Source organism: uncultured Brevundimonas sp. (genome assembly GCF_937863155.1).
In the GTDB taxonomy this organism is placed as follows: Bacteria; Pseudomonadota; Alphaproteobacteria; order Caulobacterales; family Caulobacteraceae; genus Brevundimonas.
In genome coordinates this window covers 23,791-48,642 of sequence record NZ_CALMFB010000005.1, presented here as the reverse complement: position 1 = coordinate 48,642, position 24,852 = coordinate 23,791, and the positions used below count along the sequence as shown (strand labels likewise).

Sequence of the window (24,852 nt, the reverse complement as noted above, 5' to 3'; positions counted from 1 at the left end):
CGGCGGATCAGACGATCTTGCCCGAGGCCAGCACCGCCAGAAGCAGCAGGGCCACGATGTTGGTGATCTTGATCATCGGGTTCACCGCCGGGCCGGAGGTGTCCTTGTAGGGATCGCCGACCGTATCGCCCGTCACCGCGGCCTTGTGGGCTTCGGAGCCCTTGCCGTGGATCTGGCCGTTCTTGTCGGTGAAGCCTTCCTCGATCACCTTCTTGGCGTTGTCCCAGGCGCCGCCGCCCGAGGTCATCGAAATGGCCACGAACAGGCCGGTCACGATCACGCCCATCAGCATGGCGCCCAGGGCGGCGAAGGCGTTGGCCTTGTCCGGCTGGATCAGCAGCACCGCCACAAACAGCACGATCGGCGACAGCACCGGCAGCAGCGACGGCACGATCATTTCGCGAATCGCCGCCGAGGTCAGGATGTCGACCGCGCGGCCATACTCGGGCTTGACCTGGCCGGTCATGATGCCCGGGTTCTCGCGGAACTGACGACGCACCTCGGCCACCACGGCTTCGGCAGCGCGGCCCACGGCGGTCATCGACATGCCGCCGAACAGGAAGGGCAGCAGCCCCCCGAACAGCAGGCCGACCACGACATAGGGGTTGGCCAGATCGAACGCGACCGTGCCCAGACCGTCGAAGAAGCTGCCCGGCGCCGCTTCGGCCGAGAAATGCTTCAGGTCTTCGGTATAGGCGGCGAACAGCACCAGGGCGCCCAGGCCGGCCGAACCGATGGCGTAGCCCTTGGTCACCGCCTTGGTGGTGTTGCCCACGGCGTCCAGGGCGTCGGTCTTTTCGCGCACGTCGGACGGCAGGCCCGCCATTTCGGCGATACCGCCAGCGTTGTCGGTGACCGGACCGAAGGCGTCCAGCGCCACGATCATGCCCGCCACGCCCAGCATGGTGGTGGTGGCGATGGCGATGCCGAACAGGCCCGCCAGCTGATAGGTCACGATGATGCCGACGATGATGGTCAGGGCCGGAAGCGCGGTGGCTTCCAGCGACATGGCCAGACCCTGGATGACGTTGGTGCCGTGGCCCGAAACCGAGGCGTTGGCGACCGACTTCACCGGGCGGAAGCCGGTGCCGGTGTAGTATTCGGTGATGACCACGATGGCGGCCGTCACGACCAGGCCGACCACGCCGGACCAGAACAGGTTCATCGGCTCGATCATCAGGCCGCCGTTGGTCTGGATCGGACCGGTGACCAGGGTGTTGATGATCCACCAGACCGCGCCGACCGACAGGACGCCGGTGACGATCAGACCCTGATACAGGGCGCCCATGATGTTCTGGCTCTTGCCCAGACGCACGAAGAAGCTGCCGATGATCGAGGTCACGATGCAGACGCCGCAGATGGCCAGCGGCAGCAGCATCATCACGTCCACATAGGGCTGGCCGCGGAAGAAGATGGCGGCCAGGACCATGGTCGCCACGATGGTGACGGCATAGGTCTCGAACAGGTCGGCGGCCATGCCGGCGCAGTCGCCGACGTTGTCGCCCACATTGTCGGCGATGGTCGCGGCGTTGCGGGGGTCATCCTCGGGGATGCCGGCCTCGACCTTGCCCACCATGTCGCCGCCCACGTCGGCGCCCTTGGTGAAGATGCCGCCGCCCAGACGCGCGAAGATCGAAATCAGCGAGGCGCCGAAGCCCAGGGCCACCAGGCCGTCCACGACCTCGCGGCTGGTGCTTTCAAAGCCCATGCCCAGCGTCATGAAGGCGTAATAGCCCGCCACGCCCAACAGGGCGCCGCCGGCCACGAACATGCCGGTGATGGCGCCCGACCGGAAGGCCAGGTCCAGACCCTTGGACAGGCTTTCCGACGCCGCCTGGGCCGTGCGCACGTTTGCGCGGACCGAGATCAGCATGCCGGCGAAACCCGCCGCGCCCGACAGCACGGCGCCGATCAGGAAGCCGATGGCCGCCCACGGGCCGATCAACAGCCAGGCGGCGATCAGGATCACGACCCCGACCATGCCGATGGTGGTGTACTGGCGCCGCAGATAGGCGGATGCGCCTTCCTGAATGGCCGCCGCGATCTCGCGCATCCGGTCGTTGCCGGTTCCGGCCTTCATCAGGGCGGCGGTCTGTACGGCGCCGTACAGCACCCCCAGAGCGCCGGCCGCAATGACCAGCCACAGATAGTTCGTCATGGGTGTTTCCAACCTCAATTGCCTTGGGCGCGCGGACCCTTGGCGCGGCGGGCGTTTTGCCTCTGTCCGCCTTCCGGTCCCCCCGTGCGCTCACGGACGCCACAGCGCGTCCCGCGGGAAATGCGGCGGAAACGTGCCAAATGCGTCAGGCTGACGCAACCGGCCTTTTGAGAACAGCTGTCAGCCGGCGCGGACGCCGGTGCGACGGCGCGGCGCCTGGGCGATGATCTCGACGCGGGTCACGGCGCCACGCCCGGCGATTCGCGCCGCGTCGGCCATCAGGCTGCGTTGCAGGGCCGCCTCGTCCAACCGGGTCCAGTCGCCCGGAACCAGAAAGGGCGTGCGATGCGCCGCCTTGACCAGGGCGTCGCGGAAATAGGCTTCCTTGGCCCGCATCTCCTGGGGCGTCTTGCCGGCGCCCAGATGCAGTTTCAGCGACACGAACACATAGTTGCGCACCCGCCCGCCCTCGATCACCGGCAGGCCCACGCCCGATATGCCCAGCGCGGGCGCCGCCGCCTCTCCTCCACCCGGGCCCGCGACGGCGGGGCCGCCCACGCTGGCGGCGGCGAGACTGGCGGCGATCAGGGTGCGGCGATCCATCGGGCCATTCTGATCGACCCGCATTAGGATTTGGTTGCGGGCCGGGGTCAGTCGTGGGTCCAGCCGGCGCTGTCGATCGCCACCGGCTGGCGCAGATAGGTCGCGACGACCTCGGACCCGCCGGTAACCTCTCCAATCCGCGTCAGGCGCAGATGCCGAGCCTCGGCCGCCGCCCGTAACGCCCCCTCGGCCCGGGGCGGCGCCGTCAGCACCAGCTCATAGTCATCACCGCCCGTGGCCAGGCGCACCAGCGCCGCCTCAGGGTCCACCCGGCCGTCGAACCACACCGCACCCGCCGCCGACAGGGGCGTCTTCTCAAGGTCCAGCATCAGGCCGACGCCACTGGCCTGGGCGATCCGGCCGGCGTCGGCGATCAGGCCGTCCGACACGTCGGCGCAGGCGGTGGCCAGATCGCGCACGGCCTCCGCGAACTCGACCCGCGGGCGCGGCGCGCGATAGTGGGCGATCAGGGCGTCCAGCCGTTCCGGCTCCAGCGTCAGCCCGCCCTGCGCCGCCATCAGGCCCAGGGCGCCGTCGCCTATGGTCCCGGTCACGAACACCAGATCGCCGGGCCGTGCGCCGGCGCGCGACACAGCCCGCCCCTTGGGAACCCAGCCCAGGGCCGTCAGGCTGAAACTCAGCGGGCCGGGCGTGTTCACCGTGTCGCCGCCCATCAGCCAGACGCCGAACTCGGCCTGATCGGCCTTCAGCCCCTCGGCGAAGGCCTTGCGCTCCGGCCAGCCGCAGCGTTCGGACCAATGACAGGCCAGCAGATAGCCGAACGGCTCGGCCCCCTTGGCCGCCAGGTCCGACAGATTCACCCGCAACAGCTTCTGGGCCACGGTGTCCAGCGGATCGTCGGCCAGGAAATGCACGCCTTCAATGATGGCGTCCTTGGTCAGGACCAGATCGAAACCGGGCCGTGACGGCAGAACCGCCGCATCATCGACCAGGCCGCGCGCCCAGTCGGGATGCGCCAGCGGCTTCAGCAGGCGGTGGATGGTCTCGAACTCTCCGGCGACGTCAACCGCGGGCATCGCGGGCGACGCCGTCCAGGGCGGCGTTGACGAATTTCGCCTCGGCCTCGTCGAAGAAGGCCTTGGCCAGTTCGACATATTCGTCGATCACCACCTCGCGCGGGGTGTCGGGCCGGTCGCGCAGTTCCCACGCTCCGCAGCGCAGCAGGGCGCGCAGGGTGGCGTCCAGACGCTCCAGCCGCCAGTTGGACGCCAGCCGGGCCTTCACCGCCCCGTCGATGGCCACCTGGCCGGTGACCACGCCGCGCACGATCTGGGCGAAATAGTCTTCATCCGCCTCGGCCAACATCTGGCCTTCGATGTCGCCGTCGAAACGGTGGCGCGAGAATTCCTCGATGACCGTCTCGACCCCCTCGCCGGCCAGCTCCATCTGATACAGGGCCTGAACGGCGGCCAGCCGCGCGATGGTGCGGGCGCGGCGCTGCTTGCCGCTAAGCGGCGCTTCGTCCGTCTTGCCGGCCAGATGGGCCATCACCGATTGCAGGCTGTTGGGGTCGCTCACGCCGTCTGTCCTTCCGACGCCAGGCCGAGGCGCAGGCGTTTCTTCAATGCGATCAGGTCCAGACAGGCGCGGGCCGCGCCGCCGCCCTTGTCGCCCTCGCTAATCCGGGCGCGCGCCCAGGCCTGGGCTTCGTCTTCCACCGTCAGCACGCCATTGCCGATGCACAGCCCCTTCAGGCCCAGCTGCATGACGCCGGCCGCCGACTGATCCGACACGATCTCGAAATGATAGGTCTCGCCCCGGATCACGCAGCCCAGCGCGACATAGCCGTCATAGCGCGGGGCGGTCGGATAGCGACCGGCCTCCTCGGCCAGGGCGATGGCCGGTGGAATCTCCAGCGCGCCGGGCACGGTGATGACGTCGAAGACCGCGCCGCGCGCGCGCAGGGCGTCCTTGGCCCCTTCCAGCAGGGCGTCGGCCAGGGCGTCATAGAACCGCGCCTCGACGATCAGAATACGGGGGCCGTCGATCAGAATTGGTCTTCTCCGTCCATGTCGCGCCAGCCGACGATGCGCAGGCCATAGCCTTCCAGCGCGGTCGGATTGGGGCGCGTCGAACTCATCACGATCATGTCGCGCACCCCCAGGTCCAGCAGGATCTGGGCGCCGACGCCATAGGCCTTAAGCGAGCGATCCACGGCCGCCGGCTTGGCCCCGCCGGCCAGACGCTCGGCCAGGCCCGCCAGTTCGGGGTCGCGCAGGAAGACCGCCACGCCCGCGCCGTTGTGATCGCTGATCGCCTTCAGCGCCTTGGGCAAATAGTCCTGCCGCGCCTCGACATGACCCAGGAGGTCGGCGGCGAAGTCGACCTGATGCATCCGCACCAGCACCGGCTTGCCCGGCTCGATCCGGCCCTTGACCAGGGCGACATGCTCGACCCCCTCGATGGCGTTCCTGAACACCATCAGGCGGAAGGGGCCGCCGTGGACGCTGTCGAACGGCGTCTCCAGCACCCGCTCGACGAACCGTTCGGTGCGGCGGCGATAGGCGATCAGATCGGCGATGGTGCCGATCTTCAGCCCGTGCAGCTGGGCGAAGGCGACCAGGTCGGGCATCCGGGCCATGGTGCCGTCGTCATTCATGATCTCGCAGATCACCCCGGCGGGCGTCAGGCCGGCCATGCGGCTGATGTCCACGGCCGCCTCGGTGTGGCCGGTGCGGACCAGGACCCCGCCGTCGCGCGCGACCAGGGGGAAGACGTGGCCGGGCGAAACGATGTCGTCGGCGCCGCGGTTCGGATCGACCGCCACCTGAACCGTGCGGGCGCGGTCGGCGGCGCTGATGCCGGTGGTCACGCCCTCCTTGGCCTCGATCGAGACGGTGAAGGCCGTGCCCATGCTGGTGCGGTTCTCGGCGGCCATGGGCGGCAGACGCAGCTGGCGCGCGCGATCAGCCGTGATGGCCAGGCAGATCAGGCCGCGCGCATGCTTGGCCATGAAGTTGATCTGGTCCGGCGTCGCGAACTGGGCCGGGATAATGACGTCGCCCTCGTTCTCGCGATCCTCGGCGTCGACCAGGATGTAGGGCCGCCCGTTGCGGGCGTCCTCCAGGATGTCCTCGATCGGGCTGATCGGACTGTCATTCATATTGGCCGCCAGGTTCATGCCGCCGTCTCCTGCCACCGCGCGAGGTATCGCGCCAGCATGTCGATTTCCAGATTGACGAAATCCCCCGCCTTCAACCGGCCCAGGGTCGTGGCCGTCCAGGTGTGGGGGATGATGTTCAGGCCGAATTCCACGCCGTCGACGGCGTTCACCGTCAGGGAGACCCCATCGACCGTGATCGACCCCTTGGACGCGATATAGCGATGCAGCGGCGGCGGCGCGGCGATGACGATGCGGTGCGAGCCGCCGTCCGGCGTCACCGACACCACCTGGCCCATTCCGTCGACATGGCCCGAGACGACATGGCCGCCCATTTCGTCGCCCAGCCGCGCCGCCCGCTCCAGATTGACCGGATCGCCCGCGCGCCAGCCGCCCAGGGTGGTCTTCGACAGGGTTTCGCCCGACACCTCGACCGCGAACCAGCCGGGGCCTTTTTCCGTGACGGTCAGGCAGCAGCCGGCGTGGCTGACCGAGGCGCCCAGGTCGATGCCGGCCGTGTCCCAGGCGGTCTCGATCTCATAGCGGCGGTCGCGCGCCGTTTCGGCGACGCGGCGCACCCTGCCGATGTCGGTGACGATGCCGGTGAACATTCAGAGCCTCTCGTATCGCTCCCACAGGTCGTCACCCAGGGGCTGAACCGCAAGCCTGCGAAAGCGCGGCGCGTCGGAAAGCCGGGCAAGGGCCAGGGCGGCGACGCCCGGACGCCCCTGCCCGCCCAGCAGGATCGGCGCGCGGAACCATTCGATGGCGTCCACGGCGCCCGCCTCCAGAAACGACGCCGCCACCTGCCCGCCCCCCTCGATCAGCAGCGAACGGACGCCACGCTCGGACAGGGCGGCCAGAACGGCGCTGATGGCCGGACGACCGTTCTCGGCCGCCACCTGCTGCACTTGCGCCCCGCCGACAAAGCGCGGATCGGCGGCGGTCAGGATCAGGGTGTTGGCGGCCGCGATCCGGGCGGATGGTGGCGTGCGCAGGCGGCTGTCCATAACGACCCGCAACGGTTGCCTTCCCCCCGCAATAGGTGAAGGAAGTCGCACGGTCAGCTCCGGGTCGTCCGCCAGCACCGTCTCGACCCCGACCAGGATGGCGTCGTGGACGGCGCGCAGACGGTGGCCCTGTTCGCGCGCGGCGTCGCCGGTGATCCATTGGCTCTCGCCCGTCGCCGTGGCGATGCGGCCGTCCAGCGAGGTGGCCAGTTTCAGCGTCACATGCGGGCGGTCTGGCGGGCGCATCAGCCCTCGTCCAGACCCTCGTCGCCGAGGAATTTCGCGAAGTCGCTGGTGTGGCGGAAGTCCTTGTAGACCGAGGCGTAGCGGACGTAGGCCACTTCATCGACGCCCTTCAGCGCCTTCATGATGAAGTCGCCGACGACGCTGGAGGGGATCTCGGTCTCGCCCAGGCTTTCCAGCTGGCGGACGATGCGGTTGACCATCTGCTCGACCTGGTCCGGCTGGACCGGCCGCTTGCGCAGGGCCACGCCCAGGGACCGCTCCAGCTTGTCGCGGTCGAACGGGGTGCGGCGGCCGTTGCGCTTCAGGATGACCAGTTCACGCAGCTGCACCCGCTCGAAGGTGGTGAAACGCCCGTTGCAGGCCGCGCACGACCGCCGACGCCGGATGGCCGCGCCATCGTCGGACGGGCGGCTGTCCTTCACCTGGGTGTCCACATTTCCGCAGAAAGGGCATTTCATCAGCGGCTTATCCGTAGATCGGGAAGCGCGCCGTCAACTGACGCACCTCGTCCGCCACGCGCGCCTTGACCCCGACGTCGGCCTGATCGCCGCCCTTCATGCTGTCGATCACGTCGGCGATCCAGTGGCCGACCTGCTGGAACTCGGCCTCGCCAAAGCCGCGCGTGGTGCCCGCCGGGGTTCCCAGACGCACGCCCGAGGTGACGGTGAAGGGCGCGGTGTCGAACGGCACCCCGTTCTTGTTGCAGGTCATCAGAGCGTGCTCCAGCTCGATCTCCGTCGCCTTGCCCGTCACGCCCTTGGGCCGCAGATCGACCAGCATCAGATGGCTGTCGGTGCCGCCCGAGACGATGGCCAGGCCCCGATCCACCAGCACCGCCGACAGGGCGCGGGCGTTGGCCACCACCTGTTTCGCATAGGCCTTGAACTCGGGCTTCAGCGCCTCGCCGAAGGCCACGGCCTTGGCGGCGATGACGTGTTCCAGCGGCCCGCCCTGCAGGCCGGGGAAGACGGCCGAGTTGATCTTCTTGGCGATGTCGCCGTCATTGGTCAGCACCATGCCGCCGCGCGGCCCGCGCAGGGTCTTGTGGGTGGTGGTGGTCACGACGTGGGCGTGGGGCACGGGGTCGGGATAGACGCCGCCGGCGATCAGCCCGGCATAGTGGGCCATGTCCACCATCAGATAGGCGCCCACGCTGTCGGCGATCTCGCGGAACCGCTTGAAGTCGATGTGGCGGGAATAGGCGGAGGCGCCGGCCAGGATCAGCCTGGGCTTCTCGCGCTCGGCCATCTCGGCGACGTGATCATAATCAATCAGATGATCGTCTTCTCTAACCTTATAGGTGACGGGCCGGAACCATTTTCCCGACTGGTTCGCCGGACTGCCGTGGGTCAGGTGGCCGCCGCAGGCCAGGTCCATGCCCAGGAAAGTATCCCCCGGCTGCAGCAGGCTGAAAAACACCGCCTGATTGGCCTGGGCGCCCGAGTGCGGCTGGACGTTGGCGAAGGCGGCGCCGAACAGCGCCTTGGCCCGCTCGCGCGCCAGATCCTCGGTCACATCGACGTATTCGCAGCCGCCGTAATAGCGACGGCCCGGATAGCCCTCGGCGTATTTGTTGGTCAGGACGCTGCCTTGCGCCTCCAGCACCGCGCGCGAGACGATGTTCTCGGACGCGATCAGCTCGATCTGCTCGCGCTGGCGGCCCAGTTCACCCTGGATGCCGCCGAAGATGTCGGGATCGGCCTCGGCCAGAGGTTTCGAGAAATAGTCGGTGTGGGTGAAGGCGGTCACGGGCGATTCCGAAACTAGAGAGGGCGACGAAAACGCCGTCCTGTCTACGCTGCACCCGAGCTGACCACAACATCTTGTGGCAAGTCCGTGATTTTGGAATCCGATCCAATTTCGCGACCGAAGTTTTTGCCCTTGGAGGATACCTCCCTAAACTGCACGGCTTGCGGGGAGAGAATCATGAAGCGTGTCGTTCTGGGGCTGGCCCTGGCCCTTGGTCTGTTCGCCAATCAGGCGGCGGCTCAGGCCGTCACCTACTATATCGACAGCGCGCCCTATTCGACGGCGTCCAATTCGACGGCGGTGGTCTGTCCGGCGGGGGATTGCTCGCGTGTCTATACGACGGCCCATAAGCTGAGCGGCCAGTTTGAACTGGCCGGCGCGCCGCCGCCGAACGAGATCGGCTATGACGTCAGCTTCGGCATCAACACCTTCACCATCAACGATGGCCAGCGCACCTATACCGAAGCGGATCTGTACAACACGGTCTATATCAACACCGCCAAGGTCGACACCAACGCCGCCGGCGAAATCATCGGATTCGAGTTCAAGTTCGATCGGGTCAACACGCCCGGGTCTTATCCCGTAAGCGCCCCCGCCAACCCCGCTGCGCGCGTCTCTTCGATCTGGTTCACGAGTGTCGGAGCCACGCCGGTCAATGTGTTGAGCAACGCCATCTGCCAGGTGCGGGGCGACAACGCCGAGGATGGGTTCGGCAACCCTACGGGCGGCACCTTCGGCGCCGGCTGCCTGAACGCCTCGGGTGGGCCCGCGGATGGGGTTTCATTCGCCAGCGCGGCCAGCGTCACCGTGTCCCTGACGCCGCCGCCGCCGCCCGTCCCCACGGTGCCGACCCTGAGCGAATGGGCGATGATCCTGTTCGGTGGGCTTCTGGCGATGGGCGCCGTCATGCACCTGCACCACCGCCGTCAAATCAACGGCTGAGCAGCGCCCGCTTCAGCTTGGCGATGGCCACGCGCTTCAGGGCCTCGGGCTGGTTCGCCGGACCCAGGGCCGACACCTCGATCCCCGTCGCGGCGTGGATGGCCGAACATTTCAGATAGGGCCCGTTACGGGTCAGTTCGAACAGAACCTCGCCCAGTTCCGGGTCAGGCGCGGCCAATCACGCCGCCGCCGGGCGACGCGCCACATTGCAGTGGGTCCACAGCCGGTCCATCGCCGCCACCAGATCGGCCATCATGGCGTCGGTGTGGTTGGGCGACGGGGTGAAGCGAAGCCGCTCGGTCCCCTTGGGCACGGTGGGATAGTTGATCGGCTGGACATAGACGCCGTGGTCTTCCAGCAGCATGTCCGAGATCATCTTGCAGTGGACCGGGTTGCCCACGCGCACCGGCACGATGTGGCTTTCGCTGTCCATCACCGGAATGCCCGCCTCGGCGAACAGGCGCTTCAGGGTGGCGGCGCGCTCCTGATGGGCGGCGCGCAGTTCGGGATGGGTCTTCAGATGCCGCACCGAGGCCAGGGCGCCGGCGGTCAGGGCGGGCGGCAGGCTGGTGGTGAAGATGAAGCCCGCGGCCCAAGACCGCACCGCGTCCACGATCACGGCGTCAGCCGCGATGTATCCGCCCATGACGCCGATGGCCTTGCCCAGGGTGCATTCGATGATGTCGATCTGGTCCAGCACGCCATCGCGCTCGGCCACGCCGGCGCCGGTTTCGCCGTACAGGCCCACGGCGTGAACCTCGTCCAGATAGGTCAGGGCGCCGTATTTGCGCGCCAGGGCGAGGGTGCCCTTCAGGTCGGCGATGTCGCCGTCCATGGAATAGACGCTCTCGAAGGCGATCAGCTTGGGCGCATCGGCCGGGGCGTCGGCCAGCAGCGCCTCAAGGTGCGTCAGATCGTTGTGCGCGAAGATGTGCCGCTCGCACCCGCCGTTGCGAATGCCCGCGATCATCGAGGCATGGTTCAGACTGTCGGAAAAGATGATCAGGCCCGGCAGGATGCGCTGCAGCGTCGTCAGCGTCGCCTCATTGGCCACATAGCCCGAGGTGAACAGCAGGGCCGCTTCCTTGCCGTGCCAGGACGCCAGCTCGGCCTCCAGGTCCACGGCCGAACGGGTGGTGCCCGAGATGTTGCGCGTGCCGCCGGCGCCGGCGCCGGTCGCGGCGATCTCGGCCGTCATGGCGTCCAGAACGGCCGGATGCTGGCCCATGCCGAGGTAATCGTTCGAGCACCAGACGACCACGTCTTGCTCGGTGCCGTCCGCGCGGCGACGGCGGGCCACCGGGAACTGACCGGCCACGCGCTTCAGGTCGGCGAAGACGCGATAGCGCCCCTCCCCCTTCACCTGCTCTACGGCGCTTTCGAACGCGGCGCGATAGTCGAACAAGGCCGTTTTCGTCCCTCGATGATGCTGGCCCGGCCTATGCGCCCCCGCGCCCGGAAAGTCCACATTCAGGACGGGGAGAAAAGGTCGCAACCCCCTAATTGATAACGACTCTCAACAGCGTCGCTAATGCGACTCAGCCAGAGTCGACCACAACCATGGATTGAGAGTTAACGCCGAACGGCGCGCCTCAGCGCGTCTCAACCCTGGGGCAGTTCGTCCAGTTTCCCGCGCAGCATCTGCAGGATGGCCGAGAAGTCGCGGCCGCCGTAACCCAGGCCGTTGAACATCTGGAACAGGGCCTCGGTCTGGGCGCCCAGGGGGGTGCTGGCGCCGGCCTTGGCCGCCGCGTCCTGGGCCAGCTTCAGATCCTTCAGCATCATGGCGGCGGCGAACCCGCCGTCGTAGTTGCGATTCGAAGGCGCCGTCGGCACCGGGCCGGGCCAGGGATAATAGGTGGTCACCGACCAAGACTGGCCCGACGACTTGGCCACGATGTCGAACATCTTGACCGGGTCCAGGCCCAGCTTCTCGGCCAGGCCGATCGCCTCGCACGTCCCCAGCATGGTGATGCCCAGGATCATGTTGTTGCAGATCTTGGCCGCCTGACCCGCGCCATGGTCGCCGGCGCGGAAGGTGGCGCGGCTCATGGGCGCCAGCGCCGCCTCGATGCGGGCGAACTGGTCTTCGTCGCAGCCGACCATGAAGGCCAGCGTCCCGGCGTCCGCCGCCATGGTGCCGCCCGACACCGGCGCGTCGGCGAAGGCGTAGCCCGCCTCGCGCGCCCGGCCAGCCACGGCGCGCGCCGTGTCCACATCGATGGTCGAACAGTCCAGCAGCAGCGCGCTGGTCGGCGCCGCGCCGATGATCTGTTCGGAATAGACCTTCATCACATGCGGCCCGGCCGGCAGCATGGTGATGATGATATCCGCATCCTTGACCGCCTCGGCCACCGAAGCCGCGGCGGTGCAGCCGGCCGCCACGGCGCGATCCATGGCGTCCTGCGACAGGTCGAAGGCCATGACCTGTCGGCCCGCCTTGGCCTGGTTGGCGGCCATGCCGCCGCCCATATTGCCCAGCCCGATGAAGGCGATGCGTTGCGCGGTCATGACGGCGTCTCCGGTGCGTTCGGTCTTCAGGCCTGGGGCAGGTCTTCCGCCAGAATGGCCATTTCGAACATGTAGGAGCCGGCCTCGTCCTCGTCTTCGAACACCACGCCGATGAATTCGTCATCGACATAGACCTCGGCGGAATCGGCCTGTTTGCGGGCCTTCAGCTTCAGACCGCCATGGTTGAAGGTGCGCTTCAGATGCGTCTCGACGCGCTTGATGTCGGCTTCGGTCACGGGGCGGCCTCGTCAGGATGGTGAATTGGGCGCGGACCCTAGTGAGGTCGGGTCGGGTTTGAAAGCCCCGATGGAAATCCTCCCCCATCGGGGGAGGGGGACCGCCGCAGGCGGTGGAGGGGGCTAAGCGCGAGCACGCCGCAGGATGCGCGCCAGCACGTCTTCGAGATCGTCCAATACATCTCTGGCCGCAATACGCATGACCGATACGCCATGCTGGTTCAGCCACGCGGTCCGTCGCTCATCGTGCGCGAAGGCGTCGGGATGCTCGTGTCCCTGACCATCGATCTCGACCGCCAGGCGCGCGTCCTAGCAGTAGAAATCGAGAATGTAGGGCCCCACAGGATGTTGGCGACGGAAGCGAACGCCATCCAGGCGCCGACCTCGCAGCGCGGTCCAGACGAGGACTTCCGGCAAGGTCAGCTTGCGGCGGAGCTTGCGAGCCTTGGCGACGGTTGGTTTGGGGGCGTAGGTCACGGGCGATCCAGCATCCAGCCAGCCCCCTCCACCGCTTGACTGCTACGCGCCGCCCTTCGGGTCGCGGTCCCCCTCCCCCGATGGGGGAGGATTTGCGAGGCTCAGATCACGAAATCATAGACGATGTCGGCCAGCGTATGGTCCATGGTCCGCGCCGGGGCCGCCTCGGTCGGGCAGTTGACCAGCCGGGCCGGAACCCCCGCCACCGTGCAGCCTGCGGGCACCGGCTTCAGCACCACCGAACCGGAGGCCACCTTGGCGTAGTCGCCGACCGTGATGTTGCCCAGCACCTTGGCCCCCGCGCCCAGCAGGACGCCGCGGCCGATCTTGGGGTGGCGATCGCCGCGTTCGGCCCCGGTGCCGCCCAGGGTGACAGCGTGCAGCATGGACACTTCGTCGCCCACCACCGCCGTTTCGCCGATGACGATGCCGGTGCCGTGGTCCAGGAACAGGCCCGACCCCATGCGGGCGCCGGGGTGGATGTCGACCTGGAACAGTTCGGACATCCGGCTCTGGAAATGCAGGGCCAGGGTCTCGCGTCCGCGCGTCCACAGCCAGTGCGCCACGCGATAGGCCTGAAGCGCCTGGAAGCCCTTGAAATACAGAAACGGCTGCAACAGCGAGCGGATGGCCGGGTCGCGCTCGGCCACGGCGGCCAGGTCGGCCTCGGCCGCCGCGACGATGGCCGGATCGGCCTCATAGGCCTCCAGACACACTTCACGCACCGTCATGGCGCCCAGTTCGGCGTCTCCCAGCTTGCGCCCGATCTGGAAGCTGAGGGCGCCGGCCAGATCCGCGTGGGCCAGGATGACGGCGTTCATCTGGGACGCCAGGCCCGGCTCGTCGCGCGCGGCCGCCTCGGCCGAGGCCCGCAGCTGGCCCCAGACGTCTTCACGCGCGGCGACGACTTCCAGTCGGGTCATGGGCGTCCTTTCGTTCGGCGCCATCATAGCCGGTGCAGCATGACATGGGCCAGCCAGCCCGGCAGCAGGCTTTCACGCGCCATATGGTAGGCCCGCAGCGCCGTCGCCACGGTGAAGGCGTCCTGCACCTGGCCCCGGCCGATGGCGTCGATCAGGGTCATGAAGGGGGTCCGGGCGGTCACGATCACCTCGGTCGGGTCCGGCGCGACCGGCGCGGGCGACAGGCCCCAGCACAACCAGGCCACGGCCCGTTCGTCGGTCACCGAGTTGGACATCTGCATCTGCAGCACCTCCAGCCAATGATCGGCCTTCAGCCCGGCCTCCTCGGCCAGTTCGCGCCGTATGCCCTCCAGCGGGTCTTCATCGAAGGGCGCGCCGCCTTCGGGCATCTCCCACGAAAAGTCGGCGCAGGCGAAGCGCGACTGACCCACCAGGGTCACGGTCCCGTCATCGTGGATCGGCAGGACGCCGACCGCCAGGTTCCGGGGCCGCAGAACAGCATAGAGGGCGGGCGCCCCGGTCGGGGCCGTGGCGTTGTGTTCGGTCAGGCGCAGCCAGGGGTTCTCATAGACGGTGCGGCCGCCCGCATCCGTCCACGGCGGCGGCCGGGTCACGCCCTCGGCCCACGGCGGGTCGTTCTGGGGTTCGTTTTCATCCTGGCTCATCGCCCGCACCTATGGCGCCGCGCCCCGGCAAATCCTAGCTAGGCGCATGGCCGATGATGTTCTGGGCGCCGCCCTGCCCCTTCCCGTTCCGTCGCCCCAGTGGCGCGACCGACTGGCGACCCGCCGTTCGGCCCCGGCGCAAAGCCTGATCGCGCCCGGCCCGTCGGAGGCCGAGCTGAACGACATCCTGCACCTGGGCGCGCGCACGCCGGACCATGGCAAGCTGTTTCCGTGGCGGTTCGTGATCCTGTCGCCCGACGCCCGCGACCGCATCGCCCAGGCCCTGACGCCCCTGGCGCAGCAACAGCCCGATCCGGGCAAGGCGGCCAAGGTTCTGGTCAAGCTGACGGCGCCGCCGGTGACGGTTCTGGTGATCTCGGCCCCGATCGCCGGCCACAAGGTGCCGGTGTGGGAACAGGAACTGTCCACCGGGGCGGTGTGCATGAACCTGGAACACGCGGCAGGCGCGCTGGGCTACAGCGCCAGCTGGATCACCGACTGGTACAGCTATGACCCCCAGGCCACGGCTCTGTTCGGGGTCAGAGACGGCGAACGGATCGCCGGCTTCATCCATATCGGAACCCTGACCGAGCCGCCGCTGGAACGGCCGCGTCCCGACATGGCGGGCAAGGTCACGCGGCTGGGCTGATCTCAGGCTGCGGCCGGTGGACGATGGACACCAGAACCACCGACACGATCATCAGCAGGAACCAGCTGCCCAGCTTGGCCAGCGACACCATCTCCCACCCCGCCGCCTGGTCGGGATAGGTCCAGGCCCGCGCGAACGTGGCCAGGTTCTCGGCGAACCAGATGAACAGGGCTACCAGGCCATAGCCCAGAAGGATCGGCATCGACCGCCGCGCCCGATCGGCCGTGAACCAGAAGCGCGCCCGCGCGAACAGCGCCGCCGTCGCCGCGAACAGCGCCAGCCGCACGTCCGGCAGCCAGTGGTGAGCGAAGAAGTTGACGTAGATGGCGCCGGCCAGAATCCAGGTGGTCCACAGCGGCGGATAGGCCCGCACCCGGATGTGGAAGATGCGCTGGACCCGCGCGATATAGCTGCCGACCGCCGCATACATGAAGCCCGAGAACAGCGGCACGTCCCCGATCCGCAGCACCGACGCCTCGGGATAGATCCACGATCCGTGCGCGGTCTTGAACAGCTCCATCACCGTGCCGGCGATGTGGAACAGGAAGATGACCCGCGCCTCCTCCCAGCTCTCCAGCCGCAGCGCCAGCATGGCCGCCTGAAGGGCGACGGCGCCCAGCACCAGGGCGTCATAACGGGCGACGGGCGCACGGTCGGGCCACAGCAGGTGCGTGCCCACCAGCAAGGCCAGCATCGCCCCGCCGAACAGACAGGCCCAGGCCTGCTTCAGCCCAAACATCAGGAACTCGAAGGCATGGCGCGACCAGGCGGCGCGGTCGGCGCGGGCCTGAAGCCGCGCCAGCCAGGCCCGGCCCAGGGTTTCCAGCGGAAGGCGATCAACGGTCATGCCCCAGCCCTTAGGCCGCGCGACGCCGTCAAATCATGAGGTCGAGATGAGGTTTTTCGGGACGCCTCAGCCCCGGCCGCGATAGGTGGGCACGCCCTGATCCGGCAGCCAGACGCCGTCCAGCGGCGCGCCCGTCTGCCAGAAGACGTCGATGGGGATGCCGCCGCGCGGATACCAGTAGCCGCCGATCCGCAGCCATTTGGGGGCCAGCAGATCAGCCAGCCGCTTGCCGATGGCCACGGTGCAGTCCTCGTGGAAGGCGCCATGGTTGCGGAACGCGGTCAGATACAGCTTCAGCGACTTGGATTCGACCAGCCAGTCGCCGGGCACATAGTCGATGACGATATGGGCGAAATCCGGCTGGCCCGTCACGGGGCACAGGCTGGTGAACTCGGGCACGGTGAAGCGCGCGACATACAGGCTGTCGGCATGCGGATTGGGCACGCGCTCAAGCACGGCGGTTTCGGGACTGGTCGGCTGGGCCGTCTGGGCGCCGAGCTGGGAAAGGCCGGAAGTGTCGGTGGTCATAGGGGCCATTTAGGCGCTTGCGGCGCGCTTTAAAATCCTCCCCCATCGGGGGAGGGGGACCGCGAAGTGGTGGAGGGGGCCAGCCACATGCCCGAGCGTCAGTGACCTATGCGCCAAAGGCGACCGTAGCCAAGGCCCGCAGCCTGCGGCGCAAGATGACCCTGCCTGAGGTTCTGGTGTGGAACGCCATCCGTGGCCGCCGCATGGATGATGTGCGGTTTCGACGGCAGCATCCCCTCGGGCCCTACATCCTTGATTTCTACTGCGAGGACGCCCGGCTTGCGGTCGAGATCGACGGTCAGGGCCACGAGCATCCTGACGCCGCGGCGCACGATGAACGCCGCACCGAATGGCTGCATCGAAACGACGTCGCGGTCATGCGGATCGCGGCGCGCGATGTGCTGGAGGATCTGGAGGATGTGTTGCAACGCATCCGGCGCCGAGTGCGGGGTTAGCCCCCTCCACCGCTTCGCGGTCCCCCTCCCCCGGCGGGGGAGGATTTCGTTGCCTTCCGCATCGTCAGCCCGCTAAGCGTAGCGAAACAAAACCCAGGAGACGCCCGTGGCCATTCCCGCCTCGCTGCAAGCCGGCCTGAAACTGCCGGTCATCGCCGCCCCCATGTTCCTGGTCTCCGGGCCTGATCTGGTGGTCGAATGCTGCAACGCCGGGGTGATCGGCACCTTTCCGTCGCTGAACCAGCGCACGACCGAGGGCTATCGGGACTGGCTGCAACAGATCAAGGCGCGGCGCACGGCGGATGCGGCGGCGTTCGGCGTCAATCACATCGTCCACCCGACCAATACCCGGCTGATGGCGGACCTGGAGGTGACGGTGGCCGAGCAGGTTCCGCTGGTGATCACCTCGCTGGGGGCAGTGCGCGATCTGGTGGATGCGGTGCACGGCTATGGCGGGGTCGTGTTCCACGACATCGCCAATGTGCGTCACGCCAAAAAGGCGGCCCAGGCAGGGGTCGACGGCCTGATCCTGGTCGCCGCAGGCGCCGGAGGCCATGCAGGGGTGGTCAATCCCTTCGCCCTGGTCGAGGAAGTGCGCGGCTTCTTCGACGGGACCATCATTCTGTCGGGCTGTCTGTCGACCGGGCGCGACGTGGCGGCGACGCGGATGATGGGCGCCGACTTCGCCTATATGGGCACCCGCTTCATCAATACGGCCGAGAGCGCCGCCCAGGCCGAATACAAGCAGATGATCGTCGAGGCCGGATCGGCCGACATCACCTACACTCCCGCCGTTTCGGGCATTCCGGCCAACTTCCTGACCCCCTCGCTGCTGGCCAACGGAATCGACCCCAAGACCCTGCCCGAACACAAGCTGGACATGGGCGAAGAGGCCAAGGCCTGGAAAACCGTGTGGTCCGCCGGCCAGGGTTCGGGCGCCGTGCACGATATTCCGACCACGCACGACCTGGTCGCCCGCATGCGCGAGGAATATGCGCAGGCCGTGGCCGGCTTCGCGGCGGCGGACGCCTTCGCCCCGAGCTCGCCCGCCTAGACTTCGCCATAGGTTCAAGGCAAAGCGGGGACATGATCCGCACCCTGACGACCGCCGCCCTGATCGCGCTTCTGGCCACGCCCGCCCTGGCGCAGGACGCCCCGGGCCGCTGGAATTTCGGCTTCGGGGCCGGCACCGACAACCGGTCCAAGGCCGCGTCCAAATCCATGGGCCAGGAGTTCGTCTGGGCCAGCGCCGAATGGGAAAACGACAGCGGCTTCTTCTATGCCCAAGGCGGGCTGGAGGGGATCCAGTCCAACGGTTCGGACACCGAAGGCGAACTGGGCTTCGGTGTGCGGCCCCAGATCGCGGGCTTCGACCTGGACCTGAACATCGCGCACAAATGGCAACTGGACGCTAATCCGGGCGCGGACGCCGAGGCCTGGGAGTTCACGGCCAATCTGTCGCGCTCCATCGGACCGGCGCGCGCGCGTCTGCAGCTGCAGCATTCGCCCGATGGCACGGGCGCGGTGAAGGCCTGGACCTGGGTCGAGGCCCAGGCGGGGTGGGACTTCAATGAAACCGTCTCGGCCAGCGCCGCCATCGGCCGCCGCGAACAGGACGGGGCCATCGACTACACCGGCTATAACGCCGGCATGAGCTGGGCCATCAACCGTCGCGCCGCGCTGGACGTGCGCTGGTACGGAACGGACGGGCCGTCGAACGATCCGCGCTATGCCGACGCCGTGGTGGCCGCGATCAGCTTCGGCTTCTGAGCGGCGGCCATCGCAACGCGGCACGACCTCCCCCATCTAGGGTCATGAGCAGTCATCGCCCCACGACCATCGAACGCGCCTATCAGCTGGCCCGCCACGGCGGCTGTCGTTCGGTCACCGAAATCCGCCAACGCCTGTCCGCCGAAGGGTATGAGCGCGTTCAGGAAAGCCTGTACGGTCAGTCCGTGACCCGGGCGCTCAGGGCGCTGTGCCAGCAGCACTATGCACCGACCCTGCCGCCCATCTCATCTGACTGAGGCTGCGCCTTGCGCCAGGCGCAAACCTGGTTCAGAATGAAGATGTCGATCTCTATGCGTAACGCCTGCACCTTTCGCACTGCGCACCGAGGTCCAAGCTGCTCCACCAGAACCGACATTCCGCCACAGGGGCTCTTTCCCTGCGGCCAACGCCAATGGAGGTCCTGATATGGCTACCGGCACTGTGAAATGGTTCAACTCCACCAAGGGTTACGGCTTCATCCAGCCGGACGACGGCGGCAAGGACGTCTTCGTCCACATCTCGGCGGTGGAAGCCGCCGGCCTGCGCGGCCTGGATGAGAACCAGAAGATCTCGTACGAGATCGAAACTGACCGTCGCTCGGGCAAGGAATCGGCCGGTCAACTGAAGACCGAGGGCTGATCGCCCGTCGCTTCGGCGATGTGATCTGGAACGGCGGCGAGGGCGATGCCTTCGCCGCCGTTTTCGTTTTCCGGCGAGGGCCTTGCCGAAGCCCCTCACAGACCCCACCTGTGTAGTGTCGATCTCTCTGCGAAACGCTGCTGCCCTTTGCATCGCGCACCGAGGTCCCAAGCCGATCCCATTCAGACCCGACAGGCCGATCCCGGACTTTCTCCGGCGGTCAACTGCTAACGGAGGTCCTGAGAATGGCGACCGGCACTGTGAAATGGTACAATTCGACCAAGGGTTATGGATTCATCCAACCGGATGACGGCGGCAAGGATGTCTTCGTCCACGCCTCCGCCCTGGAAGTCTCGGACTTCGGCGCCCTGAGCGAAAACCAGAAGATCGCCTATGAGGTCGAGCGCGATCCGCGGTCGGGCAAGGAATCCGCCGGGCGTCTCAAGGCCGTGGAGTAGGACAAGCCTCCCGCGGCCAATACGAACGATCCTGTTCATAGCGTCAGTGACGGCATCGCCTTTGAAGGCGTCGTCACCGGCCTGCTGCCGCTGGGCGGTCGACGTGTTCGGCTGGACAACGGCCATCTCATCACGGTCCTGCCCTCACTGGGGCGCCAGACCGAAGTGACATTGCTGGGCGACAGGATCGTCGCTGAAATCGCTTTCAATCAGCTGAAGGGCTGGCGCCTTGCGCGCCGGCCCTGAGGCCTTTCCGCATGGAGAATGCCGGATGACGCCCCTGGCCGAAATGATCCCCGCCATGACCGACGCCGATCTGAAGGCGCTGCGGCTCAACGCCGTCCGCCTGACCGAAACGGGTTCGCCGGTGCAGATGGAAAAGGCGGCGGATATCATTCCGTTGATCGATGCGGAGAACGCCGCACGGGCCTCAGCCGCCCCCAAACCTGTGAAGAAGGCCCGGCCCGCGCCGAAAAAGAAGGTCGCGCCCGTCACCGGACACCAGACCGCCCTGCCCGACGCGAAGACGCTTTAGCCTGTTTCAGCCCAGCGCCTGATCCAGGTCGGCGATCAGGTCTTCGACGTTTTCGACCCCGACCGACAGGCGGATCAGGTTGTCGGTGACGCCGCCCGCCTCGCGCACATCCTTGGGCACGCTGGCATGGGTCATGATGGCCGGGTGGTTGACCAGGCTTTCGACCCCACCCAAAGACTCCGCCAGGGTGAAGACCTGCACCCGCTCCAGCACCTGTTTGGTGCGCGACAGGTCGCCGTCGATCAGCACCGTCACCATGCCGCCGAACCCGCCCGTCATCTGACGCGCGGCCAGGTCGTGCTGGGGATGGGCGACCAGGCCGGGATAGACGACGCGGGCGACGCCCTTGCGGTCCTCCAGCCAGCGCGCGACGGCCAGGGCGTTGGCGCAATGCGCCTGCATCCGCAGAGCCAGGGTCTTCAGCCCCCGGTTGACCAGGAAGGCGTCGAACGGCCCCATCACCCCACCGACCGAGTTCTGCAGAAACTTGATCTGGGGCGCCAGATCGGGGTTTGCGGTCACCAGAACCCCGCCGATGACGTCGGAATGGCCGTTCAGATATTTGGTCGCCGAATGCATGACGATGTCGGCGCCCAGGCCGATCGGCTGCTGGCAGAAGGGGGTGGCGAAGGTGTTGTCGACCACCAGGATCAGCCCCTTCGCCTTGGCCAGTTTCGATAGGGCCGCGATGTCGGCCAGCTTCATCAGGGGATTGGTCGGCGTCTCGACCCACAGCATGCGGGTCTTGTCGGTGATCGCCGCCTCGACGGCGTTCAGGTCGCTGAGATCGACATAGCTGAAGTCCAGACCCATCGACCGGCGCCGAACCCGCTCGAACAGCCGCCAGGTGCCGCCATACAGGTCGTCGCCGGTGACGATGTGCGACCCGGCGTCCAGCAGCTCCAGCGCCGTGGACGTCGCCGCCATGCCGCTGGCGAAACCAAAGCCGTGGGTTCCGCCCTCCAGGTCGGCGATACAAGCCTCGAACGCCTCGCGCGTCGGGTTCTTGCCGCGCGCATATTCATACCCCTTGTTCACGCCCGGGCTTTCCTGGGCGTAGGTCGAGGTGGCGTAGATGGGCGTCATCACCGCCCCGGTCGTGGGGTCGGGCCGTTGACCGGCGTGGATGGCGCGGGTGGAGAATCCCTGGGCGTTCTTGATCGACATGGCCGCCTTTTAGGGCGCCAGAAGCGTCCGGTCGAAGAATTCCCGCGAGGCGGTGAACGTCTGGCACCACAGAGGCTGTTCAAAGAAATGCTGGTCGCTGTCCAGCGTCTCGGATTCGATCTCCGCGCCCCGCCGGGTCAGGTCGGCGGCGAACTCCTGGGCCGATTTGGCGGAGATCATCGGATCGCCGTCGGCGTTGATCATCAGGATCGGAACCTGGCGCCTGAACGTCCGCGCGGGCGCCACGTCCGCACCGGCCGAGACCGCCACCGCCGACCGCAGGCTTTCGTTGCGCATGGCGCCTTCCGCCGCCAACCAACCGCCCAGCGATACGCCCCATACGCCGACCTTGCTGCGATCCACCCCGGCGAATTCGGCGACGCTGCTCACCACATCGTCGGCCACGTCGCGCCAGCGGTCGATGTTGCGTCGATCCCGCTCACGTTCGCCACTGGTGGCGTCGTAATATTGAGGCATGACAACCACATATCCACGACTGGCCAACTGCAGGGCGCGCGGATCGAACCCCGGCAAGGTGGGTCGCAGGCCGCGGGCGTCATGCAGCATCACGATCACCGCCGTGTTGCGCCCCTCGCGCGGCGTATAGACCATGGCGTCCACCTGGCGGTTGTTGCTGGGGATCTTCATGGTGCCGCGCCGGGCGTTCACCGGCACATCGTCCGGGCAGACCATGGCGTCGGGATAATAGTCGCCATTGGGTCGATCCGCCGTCGGCGGCGCGGCCGGAGCCGCCGACACGACAATCCCCGGCGCCTCTTGCGCACCGCCCAGCATGATCGCTGCACCCGCCACCCACGCTGCATGCGTTCGCATAAGACACACCTTTCCAACGCCTGCGCACCCAGAATCCCCGAATGCGAAGTCGTAAGAAAGCACATTTTCGCCACATTTCCAGCCGGGACGTACAACACGCCCGCTAGGTCATAGATCGCCTCAGGAAATCATCCGAACGCTCGAAAATATCGGCCCATTCGCCTTCGAAGAAGCCGTGTCGGCGCACGTCGATGACATGGGTTTCGACCGTGATCCCGGCCCGCTCGAGCACATTGGCCCAGCGGCGGGTGCGCACCGCAGGCACGACCGGATCGTCGGCGGCGTAGATCAGCAGGACCGGCGGCTTTCGCACCATACGCCTCGCCGCGACATTGCCGGCCGAACAGACACCGACCACGGCCCTGATACCCGCCTCGCGCACGGCCACCTCGCCGGCCAGATAGCCGCCGCGCGAATAGCCCATGGCCCCGACACGCGCCGGATCGACGCCGCGCAGGGTGGCGGTCCACAAAGCGGCGTCCCTGACCGCATCCGCCCAGCGTTCAGGATCGTTCGACCCGCGCCCGCCATCGATGTCGCCGAAATAGTCGGGCATGACGACCGTGTAGCCCTGGGCCGCCAGGCGTCGGGCGTTGCCGTAGAAATTGCCGAAGTCGCGGCGAATGCCCCCGGCCCCATGCAACAGAACAAGCGCCGCGCCGCTCATCGGCCCATCGGTCACCGTCGGCGTGGCGACAAGTGCGCCCAGGTCACGGTCGCGACTGCGGTAACTGCCGCGGCGGACACCCTCAAGCGTTCCGGCGTCCTGCGTCCAGACTGGACCGGCGAGCGCCGCCCCGGCCGAGGAGAGGCCCAGCCCCAGCCCTAGCCCCAACCCCTGCCTGCGGTTCAGCGGCGCCTGCATGACGCCTATCGGTTCAGGCTCAGGTGATTGATCAGGTCCGTGCGCGTGATCAGGCCGACGAAGCGGTCGCCGTCCAGCACGATGGCCACCCGGTCGCGGTCGAACAGGGGGATCAGGGCGTCCAGCGGCTCGTTCACCTGCACCGTGTCCAGGTCGCGGGTCATGACCGTGCCCGCGGCCTTCTTGAACCGCTCCTGGCGAGTGATCTCGTCGGTGTTCATGACGTGGACGATGTCGCTTTCGTCGATGATGCCGACCAGGCGGCCGTCCTGGATGATGGGCAGTTGCGACACATCGGCGCCCCGCATGCGCTTGAAGACGGTGTCCAGGGTGTCGTCCGGCGTGGCCGAAACCACGGCGCCGTCGGCGTATTTGCGGGTGATCAGGTCCGACAGATCGCCGTGCAGCTCGCGCTCGCCCAGGCCCTGATCGGCCAGCCAGGCGTCATTATAGACCTTGGACAGATATTTGGCCCCGGTGTCGCAGACGAAGGTGACGCAGGTCTTGGCCTCCGTCTGTTCGCGGCACCAGCGCAGGGCCGCCGCGATCAGGGTGCCCGACGACGACCCCGCCAGCACGCCCTCCTTCAGCAGCAGTTCGCGCACGGTGGCGATGGCCTCGGCGTCGGGGATGGAATAGGCGGTGTCGATCAGGTCCATGTCGGCCGTGTCGGGCACGAAATTCTGGCCGATGCCCTCGACCGTATAGCTGCCTTCCGGCCCCGGAACGCCCTCGTTGACGATGCCCGCCAGGGTCGATCCGACCGGGTCGGCCAGGATGATCTGGGCGTTCGAGCCGACACTTTTCAGATAGCGGGCGATGCCGGTGATGGTGCCGCCCGAGCCGATGCCGGCGACGAAGCCGCCGACATCGCCGCCCATCTGTTCCCAGATCTCCGGGCCGGTGGTGTCGAAATGGGCCTGGGAGTTGGCGTCATTGGCGAACTGGTTGACGTAGAAACCGCCCGGAATCTGCTGGGCCAGACGCTCGGCCATGTCGGTGTAATATTCGGGGTGCCCATGCGGCACGTCCGAACGCGTCAGGCGAACATCGGCGCCCATGGCCCTGAGATGCTGGATTTTTTCCTTGGACATCTTGTCCGGGATGACCAGAAGCACCTTATAACCCTTGGCCTGCCCCACCAGGGTCAGCGCCAGGCCCGTATTGCCGGCCGTCGCCTCGACGATGGTGCCGCCGGGCTTCAACCACCCTTCCCGCTCGGCCGCCGCGATCATCGACAGGGCGATGCGGTCCTTGATCGACCCGCCGGGGTTCTGGCTTTCCAGCTTCAGGAATAGACGGCATTTGCCGGTGTCGATCCGGGTCACCTCGACCATCGGCGTCTTGCCGATCAGCGTCAGCAGCGAGCCGGTCGGGCCGCTGAGGGCGGGCGTGGCGGACAGGGACATCATCTTCTCCTGGGGCGTTATCGGCGCGGAAGCTGTCGCGCCCGCCCCGGAACGT

31 protein-coding genes and 1 pseudogene are annotated in these 24,852 nt (G+C 67.5%); 9 read left to right on the top strand and 23 right to left on the bottom strand.

Features of this window, described 5'->3' with window-relative positions; all coding sequences use genetic code 11:
* Nucleotides 1-7: 7 nt before the first annotated feature.
* The 10 genes from Q0581_RS00600 to glyA all read right to left on the bottom strand — a co-directional run bounded on the left by Q0581_RS00600 (nucleotide 8) and on the right by glyA (nucleotide 8,848).
* Entirely contained in the window at nucleotides 8-2,158 is a 2,151-nt protein-coding gene (locus Q0581_RS00600) for a sodium-translocating pyrophosphatase (RefSeq protein WP_298696358.1), read from the bottom strand.
* Between the two features lie 180 nt (nucleotides 2,159-2,338).
* Entirely contained in the window at nucleotides 2,339-2,761 is a 423-nt protein-coding gene (locus Q0581_RS00595; protein ID WP_298696356.1) for a hypothetical protein, read from the bottom strand.
* 47 nt (nucleotides 2,762-2,808) lie between these two features.
* Entirely contained in the window at nucleotides 2,809-3,798 is a 990-nt protein-coding gene (gene thiL, locus Q0581_RS00590) for a thiamine-phosphate kinase (protein WP_298696353.1), read from the bottom strand.
* Nucleotides 3,785-4,300 carry a transcription antitermination factor NusB gene (gene nusB, locus Q0581_RS00585; protein WP_298696351.1) on the bottom strand — a complete coding sequence of 172 codons (516 nt, stop codon included), beginning with the start codon at nucleotides 4,298-4,300 and terminating at the stop codon, nucleotides 3,785-3,787. The genes thiL and nusB overlap by 14 nt, the downstream gene beginning before the upstream one ends.
* Entirely contained in the window at nucleotides 4,297-4,773 is a 477-nt protein-coding gene (gene ribH, locus Q0581_RS00580; protein WP_298696398.1) for a 6,7-dimethyl-8-ribityllumazine synthase, read from the bottom strand. The genes nusB and ribH overlap by 4 nt, the downstream gene beginning before the upstream one ends.
* Nucleotides 4,770-5,903 (bottom strand): 3,4-dihydroxy-2-butanone-4-phosphate synthase, encoded by a 1,134-nt coding sequence (ribB, locus tag Q0581_RS00575; protein WP_298696348.1) that lies wholly within the window; start codon nucleotides 5,901-5,903, stop codon nucleotides 4,770-4,772. Before ribB ends, ribH begins: the two co-directional genes overlap by 4 nt.
* Nucleotides 5,900-6,493, bottom strand: coding sequence for a riboflavin synthase (locus tag Q0581_RS00570; RefSeq protein ID WP_298696347.1), 594 nt, complete (start codon nucleotides 6,491-6,493; stop codon nucleotides 5,900-5,902). Before Q0581_RS00570 ends, ribB begins: the two co-directional genes overlap by 4 nt.
* Complete coding sequence (ribD, locus tag Q0581_RS00565) at nucleotides 6,494-7,138, bottom strand: bifunctional diaminohydroxyphosphoribosylaminopyrimidine deaminase/5-amino-6-(5-phosphoribosylamino)uracil reductase RibD (RefSeq protein WP_298696344.1); 645 nt, start codon at nucleotides 7,136-7,138, stop codon at nucleotides 6,494-6,496.
* Nucleotides 7,138-7,596, bottom strand: coding sequence for a transcriptional regulator NrdR (nrdR, locus tag Q0581_RS00560; RefSeq protein ID WP_298696341.1), 459 nt, complete (start codon nucleotides 7,594-7,596; stop codon nucleotides 7,138-7,140). The genes ribD and nrdR overlap by 1 nt, the downstream gene beginning before the upstream one ends.
* Before the next feature lie 7 nt (nucleotides 7,597-7,603).
* Nucleotides 7,604-8,848 carry a serine hydroxymethyltransferase gene (gene glyA, locus Q0581_RS00555; RefSeq protein ID WP_298696396.1) on the bottom strand — a complete coding sequence of 415 codons (1,245 nt, stop codon included), beginning with the start codon at nucleotides 8,846-8,848 and terminating at the stop codon, nucleotides 7,604-7,606.
* 216 nt (nucleotides 8,849-9,064) lie between these two features.
* Here glyA and Q0581_RS00550 point away from each other — a divergent pair, with 216 nt between their 5' ends.
* On the top strand, nucleotides 9,065-9,829 hold the full coding sequence (locus tag Q0581_RS00550) for an IPTL-CTERM sorting domain-containing protein (RefSeq protein ID WP_298696339.1): 765 nt from the start codon (nucleotides 9,065-9,067) through the stop codon (nucleotides 9,827-9,829).
* On the opposite strand, the gene Q0581_RS00545 is transcribed toward Q0581_RS00550, so the two are convergent.
* The 7 genes and pseudogenes from Q0581_RS00545 to Q0581_RS00515 form a co-directional block, all read right to left on the bottom strand.
* Nucleotides 9,819-10,007 carry a hypothetical protein gene (locus Q0581_RS00545; protein WP_298696337.1) on the bottom strand — a complete coding sequence of 63 codons (189 nt, stop codon included), beginning with the start codon at nucleotides 10,005-10,007 and terminating at the stop codon, nucleotides 9,819-9,821. The genes Q0581_RS00550 and Q0581_RS00545 overlap by 11 nt on opposite strands.
* On the bottom strand, nucleotides 10,008-11,234 hold the full coding sequence (gene hemA, locus Q0581_RS00540) for a 5-aminolevulinate synthase (protein WP_298696335.1): 1,227 nt from the start codon (nucleotides 11,232-11,234) through the stop codon (nucleotides 10,008-10,010). It abuts the gene before it with no gap.
* A gap of 197 nt (nucleotides 11,235-11,431) precedes the next feature.
* The gene (gene mmsB, locus Q0581_RS00535) at nucleotides 11,432-12,340 is read right to left on the bottom strand and encodes a 3-hydroxyisobutyrate dehydrogenase (protein ID WP_298696333.1); all 909 of its coding nucleotides are present in this window, start codon (nucleotides 12,338-12,340) and stop codon (nucleotides 11,432-11,434) included.
* A 26-nt stretch (nucleotides 12,341-12,366) separates the two neighbouring features.
* Nucleotides 12,367-12,576 carry a DUF3126 family protein gene (locus tag Q0581_RS00530; RefSeq protein ID WP_298696331.1) on the bottom strand — a complete coding sequence of 70 codons (210 nt, stop codon included), beginning with the start codon at nucleotides 12,574-12,576 and terminating at the stop codon, nucleotides 12,367-12,369.
* A 123-nt stretch (nucleotides 12,577-12,699) separates the two neighbouring features.
* Nucleotides 12,700-13,053 (bottom strand): annotated as a pseudogene (locus Q0581_RS00525) (endonuclease domain-containing protein).
* 101 nt (nucleotides 13,054-13,154) lie between these two features.
* Nucleotides 13,155-13,976: a serine O-acetyltransferase gene (gene cysE, locus Q0581_RS00520; protein WP_298696329.1), complete on the bottom strand. Its 822-nt coding sequence runs from the start codon at nucleotides 13,974-13,976 to the stop codon at nucleotides 13,155-13,157.
* Nucleotides 13,977-13,999: 23 nt separating this feature from the next.
* Nucleotides 14,000-14,641, bottom strand: a complete 642-nt coding sequence (locus Q0581_RS00515) for an NUDIX hydrolase (RefSeq protein ID WP_298696327.1) — start codon at nucleotides 14,639-14,641, stop codon at nucleotides 14,000-14,002.
* A gap of 46 nt (nucleotides 14,642-14,687) precedes the next feature.
* Between Q0581_RS00515 and Q0581_RS00510 the strand changes: the two genes are divergently transcribed.
* On the top strand, nucleotides 14,688-15,290 hold the full coding sequence (locus tag Q0581_RS00510) for a nitroreductase (protein WP_298696325.1): 603 nt from the start codon (nucleotides 14,688-14,690) through the stop codon (nucleotides 15,288-15,290).
* Here Q0581_RS00510 and Q0581_RS00505 read toward each other — a convergent pair.
* Both Q0581_RS00505 and queF read right to left on the bottom strand, forming a co-directional pair.
* Nucleotides 15,274-16,137 (bottom strand): DUF817 domain-containing protein, encoded by an 864-nt coding sequence (locus Q0581_RS00505; RefSeq protein WP_298696323.1) that lies wholly within the window; start codon nucleotides 16,135-16,137, stop codon nucleotides 15,274-15,276. The genes Q0581_RS00510 and Q0581_RS00505 overlap by 17 nt on opposite strands.
* Before the next feature lie 66 nt (nucleotides 16,138-16,203).
* Nucleotides 16,204-16,665, bottom strand: coding sequence for a preQ(1) synthase (gene queF, locus Q0581_RS00500; protein ID WP_298696321.1), 462 nt, complete (start codon nucleotides 16,663-16,665; stop codon nucleotides 16,204-16,206).
* A 101-nt stretch (nucleotides 16,666-16,766) separates the two neighbouring features.
* Between queF and Q0581_RS00495 the strand changes: the two genes are divergently transcribed.
* The 7 genes from Q0581_RS00495 to Q0581_RS00465 all read left to right on the top strand — a co-directional run bounded on the left by Q0581_RS00495 (nucleotide 16,767) and on the right by Q0581_RS00465 (nucleotide 20,522).
* On the top strand, nucleotides 16,767-17,120 hold the full coding sequence (locus tag Q0581_RS00495; protein ID WP_298696320.1) for an endonuclease domain-containing protein: 354 nt from the start codon (nucleotides 16,767-16,769) through the stop codon (nucleotides 17,118-17,120).
* A gap of 106 nt (nucleotides 17,121-17,226) precedes the next feature.
* Nucleotides 17,227-18,174, top strand: coding sequence for a nitronate monooxygenase (locus tag Q0581_RS00490; protein ID WP_298696307.1), 948 nt, complete (start codon nucleotides 17,227-17,229; stop codon nucleotides 18,172-18,174).
* Between the two features lie 32 nt (nucleotides 18,175-18,206).
* A complete protein-coding gene (locus tag Q0581_RS00485; protein ID WP_298696306.1) occupies nucleotides 18,207-18,890 on the top strand; it encodes a hypothetical protein in 684 nt (227 codons plus the stop codon).
* Between the two features lie 44 nt (nucleotides 18,891-18,934).
* Complete coding sequence (locus Q0581_RS00480) at nucleotides 18,935-19,147, top strand: hypothetical protein (RefSeq protein ID WP_298696305.1); 213 nt, start codon at nucleotides 18,935-18,937, stop codon at nucleotides 19,145-19,147.
* A gap of 169 nt (nucleotides 19,148-19,316) precedes the next feature.
* On the top strand, nucleotides 19,317-19,529 hold the full coding sequence (locus tag Q0581_RS00475; RefSeq protein WP_298696304.1) for a cold-shock protein: 213 nt from the start codon (nucleotides 19,317-19,319) through the stop codon (nucleotides 19,527-19,529).
* A 245-nt stretch (nucleotides 19,530-19,774) separates the two neighbouring features.
* Nucleotides 19,775-19,987: a cold-shock protein gene (locus Q0581_RS00470; RefSeq protein WP_298696303.1), complete on the top strand. Its 213-nt coding sequence runs from the start codon at nucleotides 19,775-19,777 to the stop codon at nucleotides 19,985-19,987.
* Between the two features lie 271 nt (nucleotides 19,988-20,258).
* The gene (locus Q0581_RS00465) at nucleotides 20,259-20,522 is read left to right on the top strand and encodes a hypothetical protein (protein WP_298696295.1); all 264 of its coding nucleotides are present in this window, start codon (nucleotides 20,259-20,261) and stop codon (nucleotides 20,520-20,522) included.
* Nucleotides 20,523-20,528: 6 nt separating this feature from the next.
* Here the strand turns inward: Q0581_RS00465 and Q0581_RS00460 are convergent, their stop codons facing one another.
* The 4 genes from Q0581_RS00460 to Q0581_RS00445 all read right to left on the bottom strand — a co-directional run bounded on the left by Q0581_RS00460 (nucleotide 20,529) and on the right by Q0581_RS00445 (nucleotide 24,797).
* Complete coding sequence (locus Q0581_RS00460; protein ID WP_298696293.1) at nucleotides 20,529-21,689, bottom strand: cystathionine gamma-synthase; 1,161 nt, start codon at nucleotides 21,687-21,689, stop codon at nucleotides 20,529-20,531.
* 9 nt (nucleotides 21,690-21,698) lie between these two features.
* Nucleotides 21,699-22,523: an alpha/beta fold hydrolase gene (locus tag Q0581_RS00455; protein WP_298696291.1), complete on the bottom strand. Its 825-nt coding sequence runs from the start codon at nucleotides 22,521-22,523 to the stop codon at nucleotides 21,699-21,701.
* A gap of 103 nt (nucleotides 22,524-22,626) precedes the next feature.
* Nucleotides 22,627-23,388: an alpha/beta fold hydrolase gene (locus tag Q0581_RS00450; RefSeq protein WP_298696289.1), complete on the bottom strand. Its 762-nt coding sequence runs from the start codon at nucleotides 23,386-23,388 to the stop codon at nucleotides 22,627-22,629.
* Between the two features lie 5 nt (nucleotides 23,389-23,393).
* Nucleotides 23,394-24,797: a pyridoxal-phosphate dependent enzyme gene (locus Q0581_RS00445; RefSeq protein WP_298696287.1), complete on the bottom strand. Its 1,404-nt coding sequence runs from the start codon at nucleotides 24,795-24,797 to the stop codon at nucleotides 23,394-23,396.
* Nucleotides 24,798-24,852 lie beyond the last annotated feature (55 nt).